The sequence below is a fragment of the Pseudomonas sp. KBN12P06040 genome (assembly GCF_037574965.1).
GTDB classification, from domain to species: Bacteria; Pseudomonadota; Gammaproteobacteria; order Pseudomonadales; family Pseudomonadaceae; genus Pseudomonas; species Pseudomonas aeruginosa.
Genome location: NZ_JBBELS010000001.1, coordinates 6,313,492 through 6,327,324 on the forward strand (window position 1 = coordinate 6,313,492; position 13,833 = coordinate 6,327,324).

Here is a 13,833-nt window from a genome sequence, read left to right on the forward strand (position 1 = left end):
CAGGCCATCGTTCGGCCCCGTGCGCACGGAGAGATCATCATGTCGAGCAACTTCCTCAATCCGGTCACCACCCAGACCTGGGCCAACGGCCGGCACCTCGTGCGCTGCGTCAAGGTCATCCAGGAAACCTGGGACGTGCGCACCTTCTGCTTCATGGCCGACCAGCCGATCCTGTTCTTCTTCAAGCCGGGCCAGTTCGTCACCCTGGAGCTGGAGATCGACGGCGAGCCGGTGATGCGCTCCTACACCATCTCCAGCTCGCCCTCGGTGCCCTACAGTTTCTCCATCACCATCAAGCGGGTGCCGGGCGGGCGGGTTTCCAACTGGCTGCACGACAACCTCAAGGAAGGCCAGGAGCTACCGGTGCACGGTCCGGTCGGCCTGTTCAACGCCATCGACTTCCCGGCCGACAAGGTGCTGTTCCTCTCCGGCGGGGTCGGCATCACCCCGGTGATGTCCATGGCGCGCTGGTTCTTCGATACCAACGCCAACGTCGACATGGTCTTCGTCCACAGCGCCCGTTCGCCGAAGGACATCATCTACCACCGCGAGCTGGAGCACATGGCCTCGCGGATCGACAACTTCAGCCTGCACATCATCTGCGAGCGCCACGGCCTCGGCGAAGCCTGGGCCGGCTACCGCGGCTACCTGAACCTGCGCATGCTGGAACTGATCGCCCCGGACTTCCTCGAACGGGAAATCTTCTGCTGCGGGCCGACGCCCTACATGAGCGCGGTGAAGCACCTGCTGCAGGGCCACGGCTACGACATGAGCCGCTACCACGAGGAAGCCTTCGGGCCGACTCCGCCGGAGGTCCGCGCCGACGTCAGGGAACTGGCCGCGGAAGCCGCCGAGGCGCCGGAGGTACCGGTCGCCGACCAGCACCAGGTGGAATTCACCGCCACCGGCAAGAGCATCCGCGTCAGCCCCGGGGAAACCGTGCACGCCGCCGCCGCCAAGCTCGGCCTGCACATTCCGAAGGCCTGCGGGATGGGCATCTGCGGCACCTGCAAGGTAATGAAGACCGCCGGCGAGGTGGAGATGGAGCACAACGGCGGGATCACCGACGAGGATGTCGCCGAAGGCTACATCCTCTCCTGCTGCAGCGTGCCCAAGGGCGACGTGGTCATCGACTACTGAGGACGCGAGGGAAACGCCAGGCGCTCCCAGTAGCGCCGCCGCGGCAGCTCCTCGGCCGGCAGCCAGCGTCCGACGCAGGCCTGCAGCGACTCGGCGGGAGCCTTCAGCAGCGAGTCCAGGGCCAGCACGTAGCGCCCCGTCCCCGCGCAGCGGAAGCACAGGTCGTCGTCGAAGCTGTCGAAGCACGGGTACTCGCCGAGGTCGTCGCGGTAGCGACGCAACGTCCGCTCTTGCACGTCGAGCAGCAGCAGGCGCCACTGGTCCCGCTCCAGCTCGCTTTCCTCGTAGCGCTGGACGTGCCGGGTCAGCGCCAGGTAGCGACCGTCCGCCGACCAGATCATTGGCGCCGCCAGGTTGCCCAAGCCGATGCCCGACGCGGTCAGCAGGTAGCCATCGCGGCTGAACCCGGCGCGCACGTCCTCGTCGCGGTGCATGCCCTCGTAGTGGAAACCGAAGCCCCAGGCGGCGTCCTTCGCGCCCACCGACGGCAAGACGAAGTTGCCGTCGCTCCAGGGCCGCGGCGGTGCGCCCAGCCAGCGCGACGCGGGGCACAGCCGCCAGGCCGTGCCATCGAACGCCACCCGCGCCTGCTCGTAGTAATGCCGCCAGTCGTCGTGGAAGCGGCCGAATGCGTGCCAGGCGCCGGACTCGGGCAAGCCTTCGTCGAAGCGGCGCAACAGGCCGGGGTCGCCTTCGCCCGGCCCGCCCGGCGGCTGGTAGGCGTTGCGGCCGAGCAGGTGGAGCAGATGCACCTGGCCATCGATGAAACCTTGCAGGTGTAGATCGGCCAGCGGCTCGGCGAGCCACTCCAGACGCCGCTCCCGGCTATCGAGTATGGCCAGGCGCTGCGGCAGGGTCGGCGCCTCGGCGAAGGCCACCAGGGCCAGGTAGCGACCGCAATCGGACACGCGGTGGTCGAGCGTCCACTCGCCATCCAGGCGCCAGTCGCCCAGGCGCAAGGCATAGGCGCCGCGCTCCGCCTCCTGATCGTCGCGCAACCACTCCCAGACGGCCCGGCTGCCATCGGCCAGCGGTGCGCTCTGCAACAGGCATCCCGGCCTGCCGGCCGCGCCATCCAGGGGCAGCAACAGGTCCAGGCGCGGCATGTCGGCCTCGCGCCAGCGCGGCCGGTCGTCCGCATCGCGAGCGTGCAGAAGGTAGAGGCTGGAATGGCTGTACGAACCCAGCGTGCCGTAGCGTTCGTAGGTCAGGCAGGGTTGCGCCAGGTCCAGGCCGAAACGCAGCCAGCCATCCTCCAGCCCGAGCAGTTCGGGCCCGCCGGCATGGGGCTCGGCGGGCAACGCCGACCACGGCGCGCCCAGCGCACGCAGGCCGCCACCCTCTCGCCAAAACCAGTAGGTATCCTGCCCCAGGGGCTCGCCTGCTGCCTGCAGCGCCAGCGCCCGGCCGTCATCGTTCCAAGCCAATGGCGGCGCTTCCCGCGACAGGTAGAGGCCGCTGGCCTCGCCGTTTATCCACAGCTCGCCGCGGTTGGCGCGCAGCGGCGCGAAAGGATCGTCCAGGGCCAGCAGGCTGGCCGGCAGCCAGGGGCGGATTTCCAGCGCGGGCCCGCCAAGCGGGGACGGTAGCGGTTGCGCGCGCAGATCCCCGCTCCAGCGCTGCCATTCGCTTTCGGGCAGCCAGAGGTCACCGATGGCAACGAAGGCCTCGGCCTCGCTGCCGGCCTTGAGCGCCTGCAGCTCGAGGCGCTGCGGTGCGTTGGACGTCAGCGGGCTGTGCCGCCCGATCACCTCGCGCTCGGTGACGCTGTCCAGCTCCCAGAAGTTGTCCACGGCACAGCGGTAAAGCAACCGCTCCTGCCGGTCGAAGATCGCCAGGCCCCACGCGCCTCGGCTCGGTATCGGCGAAACGAAGTGGCGGCCATCGCTGGAAAAGCGTGCCGAAGGATTGCAGTCGGGGATGAAGCAACCGTCGGGCATCAGGTAGTGGCATACCAGCGGGCCGCCCATGGCGATCTCGCCGCCGTCGAACAGGCGGATCGGCTCGCCCTCGGGGGTTCGCTCGGGCGCTTCGCCGCCCCAGGCGCTACCTCCCGCCGGCAGCGGTACGTCCAGCGCCTGCGGAGCCTGGCGCTCCAGGCGCAGGCCACGCTCGAAACGGATCTGCAGCAGCACGCCGCCGATCACCGCCAGCAAGCCACCGCCCAGTCCCAGCCAGAAGCCCGGCAGTGCCTGGCCCAGGGCGATGCCGCCACCCAGAACCCAGAAGAACAGCGCCTGTTGCAGGCGATACGGCACCTTGCCGCGCCAACGATCCGTGGCCCACTCGGCGCCCAGCAGCAGCGCCCAACCCAGCGCTACCAGCGGCAACGGCAGGAGGACGCCAAGGGCCACCAGCACGGCGATCCAGGCGATCTCGCCGAGGCCTTCGAGCAACAAGCGGCCGAGCGGCTTGTCTGACATCCGATCATCCATGATCCATCCCACTTTCCTGGCAAAAGCCAAGGGTAATCAAGGCTCCGGCCAACCACCAGAGCCATCGCGCAGCTCTGTCCTTCTCATACTTGAAAACACCAGGGCGCCAAGGTTGTCCACATTCGGACTGGAATTCCATACAGGTGTCTTCTCGCCACCTTGGCGTTCTCGACGATCGAATGTAAGCATTTGAAGTTAAAGGTAAAAACGGCAAATTCAAGTTGGTTTCAGGCTCCAGGAACAAAGCCCTTGCCGATCTCTGGAGAGGCCTTTCGAGGGTAGGTTGATCACAGACTTATCCACAGACCGTGTGGTCCATGAGACCCCCTGATACCCCGCGGGTCAACGATCGCTATACCGACGATGTCCACTCGCCCTGGCGCATGGGCTCCGCCAGCACATCCGGCTACCCTCCGGGTGAATCGCGCTTCTCCTCCGCTCGCGCTAGGCGCAGTCTCCTGCTCATTTAACGATCAATCCGCCAGAGACCCCGCCGTCCGGCCGCCCCAAGCGTGAGCGAACAATTTTTCCACAGGGCTTTACACTCCCCTTGGGGAAAACCAGAAAAATATTCACAGGATGAAGAAAAAACCTGGCCTATTCTGGCTCTTCATCCCTTCCCGCCCGGCCTGACCATTTATTGACCAACTCCATGCAGGCCTTACCTTATAAGGCTTACAGAACTATCCATACAGGTTGTCCACAAGGCTTTCCAGGCCTTTTGTGAGCAACCCTGCGTTGTGCACATGTCCCCTAAAGCAAGCCGGCAGCCTGTTGACAGAAAATCCGCTCAATTCTTGACCAATAGCCTGGAAGGCGCGGGCCCTCTGGCTCCCAGCATTCTATAAACAGGCTCTGCACACTGACCTCAACAGGAATTGGGGGAAATTCCCGGCGGCGGCCGCAACCGCTGTTCCAGCGCCATCGGAGCGGGAGAATTTTGTCTTTTTCCTCAAGCCGTTACGTCCGCGCAGGGGGTTTGCGGCATTTGCCCCCACTTCGCTCCTTGCTTTTCTATCCACAGACCTGTCTGGGTCCCGCAGGGACAATGCCCGTCACCGTTTCGTCAGCGCTTTTCACCTGAACCTTCATCGTCCTTTCACAAACGGCTGTTTTCGCTCAAAAACCGACCAACCTCCGAAGAGCCCGGCAGGGCGCCGCGCGGAAGCGACTGCGAACACGTTATTCACATTCGACTCCACAGTGTTTGTGGATTGGCCAGGTTCTCCTGGCATGGGAGTGGAACCGCGTGGATAAAGGCTTTCAACACCCCCGGCGGAGATAGGGAGGGTGTTGCCGGGGGCACTTTTGCATAGCTCCCGAACAGTTAGCCCACAGAGTTATCCACAGGAGATGAGGAAAGAGCGGCCGCCCCGGTTCATGGAGGCGGCCGAGAGTGGACTCAGGCGCCCATCACCAGGCGGATGTCCCGCGCCAGTTCGCGGACCCGCTCGATATCGGTATCCCAGGAACACATGAAACGCGCGCCACCTTCACCGATGAAGGTGTAGAAGCGCCAGCCGCGCGCGCGCAAGGCTTCGATCGCCGGCTCGGAAAGCTGTAGGAACACGCCGTTGGCTTCTACCGGGAACATCAGGCTGACGCCGGGAACGTCGGCCACCAGCTCGGCCAGCAGGCGCGCGCAGCGGTTGGCGTGATCGGCGTAGCGCAGCCAGGCATCGTCCTGCAGTACGCCGACCCAGGGCGCGGCGAGGAAGCGCATCTTCGAGGCCAGTTGGCCGGCCTGCTTGCAGCGGTAGTCGAAGTCCTCCGCCAGGTCGCGGTTGAAGAACAGGATCGCCTCGCCCACCGCCATGCCGTTCTTGGTGCCGCCGAAGCAGAGCACGTCGACCCCGGCCTTCCAGCTCAGCTCCGCCGGCGAGCAGCCGAGGAAGGCGCAGGCGTTGGAGAAGCGCGCGCCGTCCATGTGCAGGTGCAGGCCGAGTTCCTTGCAGGTGGCGCTGATCGCCTTCAACTCGTCCGGGCGGTACACCGTGCCGACCTCGGTGGCCTGGGTGAGAGTCACCACGCGCGGCTTCGGATAGTGGATATCCTGGCGCTTGAGAGCGATGTCGCGGATCGACGCCGGGGTCAGCTTGCCGACCTCGGTCTGCGCCAGCAGCAGCTTGGAGCCGTTGGAGAAGAACTCCGGCGCGCCGCACTCGTCGGTCTCGACGTGGGCGGTCTCCGAGCAGATCACGCTGTGGTAGCTCTGGCACAGCGCGGCCAAGGCCAGGGAGTTGGCGGCGGTGCCGTTGAAGGCGAAGAACACTTCGCAATCGGTCTCGAACAACTGGCGGAAGTAGTCCGAAGCGCGCGCGGTCCACTGGTCGTCGCCATAGGCGCGCTCGTGGCCGCGGTTGGCTTCGGCCATCGCCGCCCAGGCTTCGGGGCAGATACCGGAATAGTTGTCGCTGGCGAACTGTTGGGTGTTATCGGTCATGTGGGCCTCGGATGGAACGGTTGCCGAGCCCTCGTGGGGCTCCGTGCGGTCGCGCCGGTACGGGTAGGTGCCGGCACAGTCTGTCAGGGTAGCTTGGTCAGCTTCATCTGCTCGACGAACGGCACCAGCACCTGGCGCATCGCCGTGGCGCTGCCGCCATTGGGCATGTCGCGGGTGCTGAGGGTCAGTACGTAGCGGTTCTTGATCACTCCGCTGAGGGTCGCGACGCCCTCCTCGCCCTTGGCCGGGACCATCACCCCCAACGGGTCGCCCATTCGCGTGGTATCGATCAGCGGCAGGTAGTCCTCGCCGCCGAAGCGCTCGGCGGTGCCGTTCTTCAGGGCGGTCTCGCGGGTCTTGTGAAGCAGGGTCAGGTTGGTCTGGGTCATCTCGCGCAGCTTGTCCTGCGCCGCCCGATAGGCCACCGCGTCGCCCTCGGTCGGCGGCGCCGGCAGGCCGGTGTCGGTGAGGACGATCTCCAGGCGCTTGCTGCCGTCGGCGGCGCCGAAGACCACGGTGGCATCGTTGTAGCCGCACTGGCGGGAGAGGAAGTCGTAGCCGAACAGTGGCTTGCCGGCCGGCGGCAAGGCTACTTCGAGTTCATGGCCGGTGCAGGAATCGGCCGGCAGCGCAGGCGCGGCGGCCTGCTTTTCATCGCCGCCCCCGCACCCTTGCAGGGATGCGCCGAGCAGCACGGCGGAAAGGAAGATCAGCGGGCGTTTCATGGTGTTCTCGCAAGACGAAGAGCACGCAGTTTAGCGCCAGCCCGGGGCGTTCCGCATCGGTTGCCGAATCCCACCGCCATGTCGCAAACGCACCTCCCCGTGGCGTGCATAGGCATCTGGGCCGGCAGGGCCGGTCATACCATCGCTGGCAAAGGGACCGCGTGTCCCGTTGCAGCCATTCCGGCGCGGTTCCGGCGCCGCAGGGAGACCCAGCGATGTTCAGCAAGCATGACCAGATCCGCGGCTACGACGACGAACTGCTCGCCGCGATGGACGCCGAAGAGGTCCGCCAGGAAGACCATCTCGAACTGATTGCCTCGGAGAACTACACCAGCAAGCGGGTCATGCAGGCGCAGGGCAGCGGCCTGACCAACAAATATGCCGAGGGCTATCCGGGCAAGCGCTACTACGGCGGCTGCGAACACGTCGACAAGGTCGAGCAGTTGGCCATCGACCGCGCCAGGCAGCTGTTCGGCGCCGACTACGCCAACGTCCAGCCGCATTCCGGTTCCTCGGCCAACGCCGCGGTGTACCTGGCGCTGCTCAACGCCGGCGACACCATCCTCGGCATGAGCCTGGCCCACGGCGGCCATCTCACCCACGGCGCCAAGGTGTCCTCCTCCGGCAAGCTGTACAACGCCGTGCAGTACGGCCTGGACACCGCTACCGGGCTGATCGACTACGACGAAGTCGAGCGCCTGGCCGTGGAGCATAAGCCGAAGATGATCGTCGCCGGCTTCTCCGCCTACTCCAAGACCCTCGACTTCCCGCGCTTCCGCGCCATCGCCGACAAGGTCGGCGCGCTGCTGTTCGTCGACATGGCCCACGTCGCCGGGCTGGTCGCCGCCGGCCTCTACCCGAACCCGATCCCCTTCGCCGACGTGGTCACCACCACCACCCACAAGACCCTGCGCGGCCCGCGCGGCGGCCTGATCCTGGCGCGCGCCAACGAGGAGATCGAGAAGAAGCTCAACTCCGCGGTATTCCCCGGCGCCCAGGGCGGCCCGCTGATGCACGTGATCGCGGCCAAGGCGGTGTGCTTCAAGGAAGCGCTGGAGCCGGGCTTCAAGGACTACCAGGCGCAGGTGATCCGCAACGCCAAGGCGATGGCCGAGGTGTTCATCGGGCGCGGCTACGACGTGGTTTCCGGCGGCACCGACAACCACCTGATGCTGATCAGCCTGGTGCGCCAGGGCCTGACCGGCAAGGAAGCCGACGCCGCCCTCGGCCGGGTCGGCATCACGGTGAACAAGAACGCCGTGCCGAACGATCCGCAGAGCCCGTTCGTCACCTCCGGCATCCGCATCGGCACCCCGGCCATCACCACCCGCGGGCTGCAGGAAGCGCAGAGCCGCGAACTGGCCGGCTGGATCTGCGACATCCTCGACCACCTCGGCGATGCCGACGTGGAAGCCAAGGTCGCCACCCAAGTCGCCGGTCTCTGCGCGGACTTCCCGGTCTATCGCTGAGCCCCCCGAAGACGGTCGGGGAGCCCGACGCGCCCCGGCCCAACCCTCTCCGCGGGAGAGGGAGCAACAGTTCAGGAGCATCCACATGCAACGCTACTCCGGCTTCGGCCTGTTAAAGCATTCACTGAGCCATCACGAGAACTGGCAACGCATGTGGCGCACGCCCACGCCGAAGCCGGTCTACGACGTGGTCATCGTCGGCGGCGGCGGGCACGGCCTGGCCACCGCCTACTACCTGGCCAAGGAACACGGCATCAGCAACGTGGCGGTGGTCGAGAAAGGTTGGCTGGGCGGCGGCAACACCGCGCGCAACACCACCATCGTGCGCTCCAACTACCTGTGGGACGAGTCCGCGCTGCTCTACGAACACGCGATGAAGCTGTGGGAGGGCCTGTCCCAGGACCTCAACTACAACGTGATGTTCTCCCAGCGCGGGGTCTACAACCTCTGCCACACCCTCCAGGACATGCGCGACGGCGAGCGCCGGGTCAGCGCCAACCGCCTCAACGGCGTCGACGGCGAACTGTTGAACGCGCAGCAGGTGGCGGAGGAGATTCCCTACCTGGACTGCAGCAAGAACACCCGCTACCCGATCATGGGCGCGACCATCCAGCGTCGCGGCGGCGTCGCCCGCCATGATGCGGTGGCCTGGGGCTTCGCCCGCGCCGCCGATGCCCTCGGCGTGGACCTGATCCAGCAGACCGAAGTCACCGGCTTCCGCAAGCAGGACGGCGCGGTGATCGGCGTCGAGACCAACCGCGGCTTCATCGGCGCGCGTCGTGTCGGGGTGGTCACCGCCGGCAACTCCGGGCACATGGCCAGGCTCGCCGGCTTCCGCCTGCCGCTGGAGTCGCACCCGTTGCAGGCGCTGGTCTCCGAGCCGCTGAAGCCGATCATCGACAGCGTGATCATGTCCAACGCCGTGCATGGCTACATCAGCCAGTCGGACAAGGGCGACCTGGTCATCGGCGCCGGCATCGACGGCTACAACGGCTACGGCCAGCGCGGCTCTTACCCGGTGATCGAGCACACCCTGCAAGCCATCGTCGAGATGTTCCCGGTGCTCTCGCGGGTACGCATGAACCGCCAGTGGGGCGGCATCGTCGACACCACCCCGGACGCCTGCCCGATCATCGGCAAGACTCCGGTGCAGAACCTGTTCTTCAACTGCGGCTGGGGCACCGGCGGCTTCAAGGCCACTCCCGGCTCCGGAAACGTCTTCGCCGCCACCCTGGCCAAGGGCGAACCGCATCCGCTGGCCGCGCCCTTCTCCATCGAACGCTTCCACAGCGGTGCGCTGATCGACGAGCACGGCGCGGCGGCAGTGGCGCACTGACAAAAGCCGCCCGAAGGGCGAAATCCGCTGCCCCTCGCCCTTCAGGGAGAGGGTGCCCGAAGGGCGGGAGAGGGTGTTGAAGGCGCGCGCCCACTCTCGACCGTAACGAAACAACCGGGGAGCGACCCTCTCCCCAGCCCTCTCCCTGAAGGAAGAGGGTGCCGGTCAACCGGCAAGAACAGTTTCCGGAGGCTACAAAATGCTGAATATCTTCTGTCCCCACTGCGGCGAACTGCGTTCCGAAGAGGAATTCCACGCCAAGGGTCAGGCCCACATCCCGCGCCCGCTCGACCCGAACGCCTGCAGCGACGAGGAATGGGGCGACTACATGTTCTTCCGCGACAACCCGCGCGGCCTCCATCACGAGCTGTGGGTGCACGCCGCCGGCTGCCGCAAGTACTTCAACGTCACCCGCCATACGGTGACCTACGAGATCCTCGAGACCTACCTGATCGGCGAGCAGCCCAGCGTCGTCGCCGACGGTGAGAAGAAACCCGCCGTACAAGGGGAACCGGCATGAGCCAGATCAATCGCCTGTCCAGCGGCGGCCGCATCGACCGCAACCGCCCGCTGACCTTCAGCTTCAACGGCCAGCACTACCAGGGCTATGCCGGCGACACCCTGGCCGCCGCGCTGCTGGCCAACGGCGTCGACATCGTCGGCCGCAGCTTCAAGTACTCGCGGGCGCGCGGCATCGTCGCCGCCGGCGCCGAGGAGCCCAACGCGATCCTGCAGATCGGCTCCCGCGAAGCCACCCAGATCCCCAACGTGCGCGCCACCCAGCAGGCGCTCTACGGCGGCCTGGTGGCCACCAGCACCAACGGCTGGCCGAACGTGCAGAACGACCTGATGGGAATCTTCGGCAAGGTCGGCGGCAAGCTGATGCCGCCCGGTTTCTACTACAAGACCTTCATGTACCCGCAGTCGATGTGGATGACCTACGAGAAGTACATCCGCAAGGCCGCCGGCCTGGGCCGCGCGCCGACCGAGGTCGATCCGGACAGCTACGACTGGATGAACCACCACTGCGACGTGCTGGTGGTCGGCGCCGGCCCGGCCGGCCTGGCCGCCGCCCTCGCCGCCGCTCGCAGCGGCGCGCGGGTGATTCTCGCCGACGAGCAGGAAGAGTTCGGCGGCAGCCTGCTGGACACCCGCGAGACCCTCGACGGCAAGCCCGCCGCCGAGTGGGTCGCGGACGCCGTGGCCGAGCTGCAAGGCCTGCCGGAAGTCATCCTGCTACCGCGCTCCACGGTCAACGGCTACCACGACCACAACTTCCTCACCATCCACGAGCGGCGCACCGACCACCTCGGCGAGGTCGCCCCGCTCGGCCAGGTCCGCCAGCGCGTGCACCGCGTGCGCGCCAAGCGCGTGGTACTGGCCGCCGGCGCCCATGAGCGGCCGCTGGTCTACGGCAACAACGACCTGCCCGGCAACATGCTCGCCGGCGCGGTTTCCACCTATGTACGGCGCTACGGCGTGGCACCGGGCAAGAAACTGGTGCTGGCCACCAACAACGACTACGCCTACCGCGTCGCCCTCGACTGGCAGGAAGCCGGCCTGCAAGTGGTGGCCATCGCCGACGCCAGGGCCAATCCGCGCGGCGAGTGGGTCGAGGAAGCACGCCAACGCGGTATGCGGGTGATCACCGGCAGTTCGGTGATCGAGGCTCGCGGCGGCAAGCGGGTCAGCGGCGCCAAGGTCGCCCGGATCGACCTGCAGGCCATGCGCGCCAGCGGCGGCGAATGGCTGGACTGCGACCTGATCGCCAGCTCCGGCGGCTACAGCCCGGTCGTGCACCTGGCCTCGCACCTGGGCGGCAAGCCGGAATGGCGCGAGGAAATCCTCGCCTTCGTCCCCGGCGACGGCCTGCAGAAACGCATCTGCGCCGGCGCCGTGAACGGCGTGTTCGGGCTCGCCGAGGTGCTCGCCGACGGCTACCAGGCCGGGAGCCGCGCCGCCCTCGACGCCGGCTACAAGACCGCCGCCGGCAGCCTGCCGAAGGTCCAGCCGCGCCGCGAGGAAGCACCCGTCGCGCTGTTCCAGGTGCCCCACGAAAAGCCCACGGCGCGCGCGCCGAAGCAGTTCGTCGATCCGCAGAACGACGTCACCGCCGCCGCCATCGAACTGGCCTGCCGCGAGGGCTTCGAGTCCATCGAGCACGTCAAGCGCTACACCGCGCTGGGCTTCGGCACCGACCAGGGCAAGCTGGGCAACATCAACGGCCTGGCGATCGCCGCGCGGGCCCAGGGCAAGAGCATCGCCGACACCGGCACCACCATGTTCCGTCCGAACTACACCCCGGTGACCTTCGGCGCCGTCGCCGGCCGCCACTGCGGGCACCTGTTCGAACCGGTGCGTTTCACCGCCCTGCACGCCTGGCACGTGAAGAACGGCGCCGAGTTCGAGGACGTCGGCCAGTGGAAGCGGCCGTGGTACTTCCCGCGCCGCGGCGAGGACATGCACGCCGCCGTGGCCCGCGAATGCCGCGCGGTGCGCGAGGCGGTCGGCCTGCTCGACGCCTCGACCCTGGGCAAGATCGACATCCAGGGCCCGGATGCGCGGGAGTTCCTCAACCGGGTCTACACCAACGCCTGGACCAAGCTCGACGTCGGCAAGGCGCGCTACGGCCTGATGTGCAAGGAAGACGGGATGGTCTTCGACGACGGCGTGACCGCCTGCCTGGCCGACAACCACTTCGTCATGACCACCACCACCGGCGGCGCCGCCCGCGTACTGGAGTGGCTGGAGCTGTACCACCAGACCGAATGGCCGGAGCTGAAGGTGTACTTCACCTCGGTCACCGACCACTACGCGACCCTCACCCTGTCCGGCCCGAACAGCCGCAAGCTGCTCGCCGAAGTCACCGACATCGACCTGGACAAGGACGCCTTCCCCTTCATGACCTGGAAGGAAGGCAAGGTCGCCGGGGTGCCGGCGCGGGTGTTCCGCATCTCCTTCACCGGCGAGCTGAGCTACGAGGTGAACGTCCAGGCCGACTACGCCATGGGCGTGCTCGAAGCGCTCGCCGAGCACGGCGCGAAGTACGGCCTGACACCCTACGGCACCGAGACCATGCACGTCCTGCGCGCCGAGAAGGGCTTCATCATCGTCGGCCAGGACACCGATGCCTCGGTCACCCCGGACGATCTCAACATGGGCTGGGCGGTGGGCCGCAGCAAGCCGTTCTCCTGGATCGGCTGGCGCGGCATGAACCGCGCCGACTGCCTGCGCGAGGATCGCAAGCAACTGGTCGGACTCAGGCCGAGCAACCCGCAGGAGGTACTGCCCGAAGGCGCGCAACTGGTGTTCGACACCCAGCAGGCGATCCCGATGAAGATGGTCGGCCACGTCACCTCCAGCTACATGAGCGCCAGCCTCGGCCACGGCTTCGCCCTGGCGGTGGTGAAAGGCGGCCTCAAGCGCATGGGCCAGAAGGTCTACGCGCCGCTGGCGGACGGCCGCTTCATCGAGGCGGAGATCTGTTCCTCGGTGTTCTACGACCCGAAAGGGGAACGGCAGAACGTGGATTGACCGGAGAGGGGCTCGCCCCTCTCCCCGGCCCTCTCCCCGAAGGGAGAAGGCAGACAGGCTACCAGGGCGCGCGGCGCCCCAAGGTGAAAACGAATGAGCAAGGCAAACGTCTACCAGCAACGCCCCGAACCCGGCGTCCACGCCGAATCGCCGCTGCACCATGCCGAGCTGCACAAGCTCGCCGGCAAGACCGCCGCGAAGGCCGGTATCGTCCTGCGCGAGAAGAAGCTGCTCGGCCACCTGGTGCTGCGCGGCGATGCCGCCGACCCGGCCTTCGCCGCCGCCGTGCACCAGGCCCTCGGCCTGGAACTGCCGGTGGCCCTGACCCTGGTCGCCAGCGGCGAGACCTCGCTGCAATGGCTGGCCCCGGACGAATGGTTGCTGATCGTCCCCGGCGGCGAGGAATATGCCGTCGAACAGCGCCTGCGCCAGGCCCTGGGCGAGGAGCTGCACTACGCGGTGGTCAACGTCAGCGGCGGGCAGACGCTGCTCGAACTGAGCGGAGCGAACGTCCGCGAACTGCTGATGAAATCCACCAGCTACGACGTGCATCCGAGCAACTTCCCGGTGGGCAAGGCGGTCGGCAGCATCTTCGCCAAGTCGCAATGCGTGATCCGCCATACCGGCGAGGACACCTGGGAGCTGGTCGTGCGCCGCAGCTTCGCCGACTACTTCTGGCTCTGGTTGCAGGACGCCAGCGCCGAATACGGCCTGCAGGTAGCGGCATGAGCAGCTTTACCCGCTCCCCGGG

The 13,833-nt window shown here is 67.1% G+C and carries 9 protein-coding genes; 6 read left to right on the forward strand and 3 right to left on the reverse strand.

Annotation, left to right across the window (positions count from 1 at the left end):
* Positions 1-39: 39 nt before the first annotated feature.
* Positions 40-1,140: a glycine-betaine demethylase subunit GbcB gene (gbcB, locus tag VQ067_RS29715; RefSeq protein ID WP_003096769.1), complete on the forward strand. Its 1,101-nt coding sequence runs from the start codon at positions 40-42 to the stop codon at positions 1,138-1,140.
* On the opposite strand, the gene VQ067_RS29720 is transcribed toward gbcB, so the two are convergent.
* The 3 genes from VQ067_RS29720 to VQ067_RS29730 all read right to left on the reverse strand — a co-directional run bounded on the left by VQ067_RS29720 (position 1,134) and on the right by VQ067_RS29730 (position 6,743).
* Positions 1,134-3,563, reverse strand: coding sequence for a hypothetical protein (locus VQ067_RS29720; RefSeq protein WP_033991646.1), 2,430 nt, complete (start codon positions 3,561-3,563; stop codon positions 1,134-1,136). The two genes, gbcB and VQ067_RS29720, sit on opposite strands and share 7 nt — an antisense overlap.
* A gap of 1,414 nt (positions 3,564-4,977) precedes the next feature.
* Positions 4,978-6,018 (reverse strand): threonine aldolase family protein, encoded by a 1,041-nt coding sequence (locus VQ067_RS29725; protein WP_003096773.1) that lies wholly within the window; start codon positions 6,016-6,018, stop codon positions 4,978-4,980.
* A gap of 83 nt (positions 6,019-6,101) precedes the next feature.
* Positions 6,102-6,743: a hypothetical protein gene (locus VQ067_RS29730; protein ID WP_033991648.1), complete on the reverse strand. Its 642-nt coding sequence runs from the start codon at positions 6,741-6,743 to the stop codon at positions 6,102-6,104.
* Between the two features lie 215 nt (positions 6,744-6,958).
* On the opposite strand from VQ067_RS29730, the gene glyA reads away from it, so the two are divergent.
* From glyA to soxG, 5 genes are all read left to right on the forward strand, one after another.
* On the forward strand, positions 6,959-8,212 hold the full coding sequence (gene glyA / locus VQ067_RS29735) for a serine hydroxymethyltransferase (RefSeq protein ID WP_034019678.1): 1,254 nt from the start codon (positions 6,959-6,961) through the stop codon (positions 8,210-8,212).
* 85 nt (positions 8,213-8,297) lie between these two features.
* Entirely contained in the window at positions 8,298-9,548 is a 1,251-nt protein-coding gene (locus VQ067_RS29740) for a sarcosine oxidase subunit beta (RefSeq protein WP_003096779.1), read from the forward strand.
* A gap of 199 nt (positions 9,549-9,747) precedes the next feature.
* The gene (locus VQ067_RS29745; protein WP_003096781.1) at positions 9,748-10,068 is read left to right on the forward strand and encodes a sarcosine oxidase subunit delta; all 321 of its coding nucleotides are present in this window, start codon (positions 9,748-9,750) and stop codon (positions 10,066-10,068) included.
* A complete protein-coding gene (locus VQ067_RS29750) occupies positions 10,065-13,082 on the forward strand; it encodes a sarcosine oxidase subunit alpha (RefSeq protein ID WP_023098250.1) in 3,018 nt (1,005 codons plus the stop codon). The genes VQ067_RS29745 and VQ067_RS29750 overlap by 4 nt, the downstream gene beginning before the upstream one ends.
* Before the next feature lie 93 nt (positions 13,083-13,175).
* A complete protein-coding gene (gene soxG, locus VQ067_RS29755; protein WP_003096784.1) occupies positions 13,176-13,811 on the forward strand; it encodes a sarcosine oxidase subunit gamma in 636 nt (211 codons plus the stop codon).
* Positions 13,812-13,833 lie beyond the last annotated feature (22 nt).

Bases quoted from the DNA above. Each gene is read 5' to 3' on its own strand.
- gbcB (WP_003096769.1), top strand. From the start codon at position 40: ATGTCGAGCAACTTCCTCAATCCGGTCACCACCCAGACCTGGGCCAAC.
- VQ067_RS29720 (WP_033991646.1), bottom strand. From the start codon at position 3,563: ATGTCAGACAAGCCGCTCGGCCGCTTGTTGCTCGAAGGCCTCGGCGAG.
- VQ067_RS29725 (WP_003096773.1), bottom strand. From the start codon at position 6,018: ATGACCGATAACACCCAACAGTTCGCCAGCGACAACTATTCCGGTATC.
- VQ067_RS29730 (WP_033991648.1), bottom strand. From the start codon at position 6,743: ATGAAACGCCCGCTGATCTTCCTTTCCGCCGTGCTGCTCGGCGCATCC.
- glyA (WP_034019678.1), top strand. From the start codon at position 6,959: ATGTTCAGCAAGCATGACCAGATCCGCGGCTACGACGACGAACTGCTC.
- VQ067_RS29740 (WP_003096779.1), top strand. From the start codon at position 8,298: ATGCAACGCTACTCCGGCTTCGGCCTGTTAAAGCATTCACTGAGCCAT.
- VQ067_RS29745 (WP_003096781.1), top strand. From the start codon at position 9,748: ATGCTGAATATCTTCTGTCCCCACTGCGGCGAACTGCGTTCCGAAGAG.
- VQ067_RS29750 (WP_023098250.1), top strand. From the start codon at position 10,065: ATGAGCCAGATCAATCGCCTGTCCAGCGGCGGCCGCATCGACCGCAAC.
- soxG (WP_003096784.1), top strand. From the start codon at position 13,176: ATGAGCAAGGCAAACGTCTACCAGCAACGCCCCGAACCCGGCGTCCAC.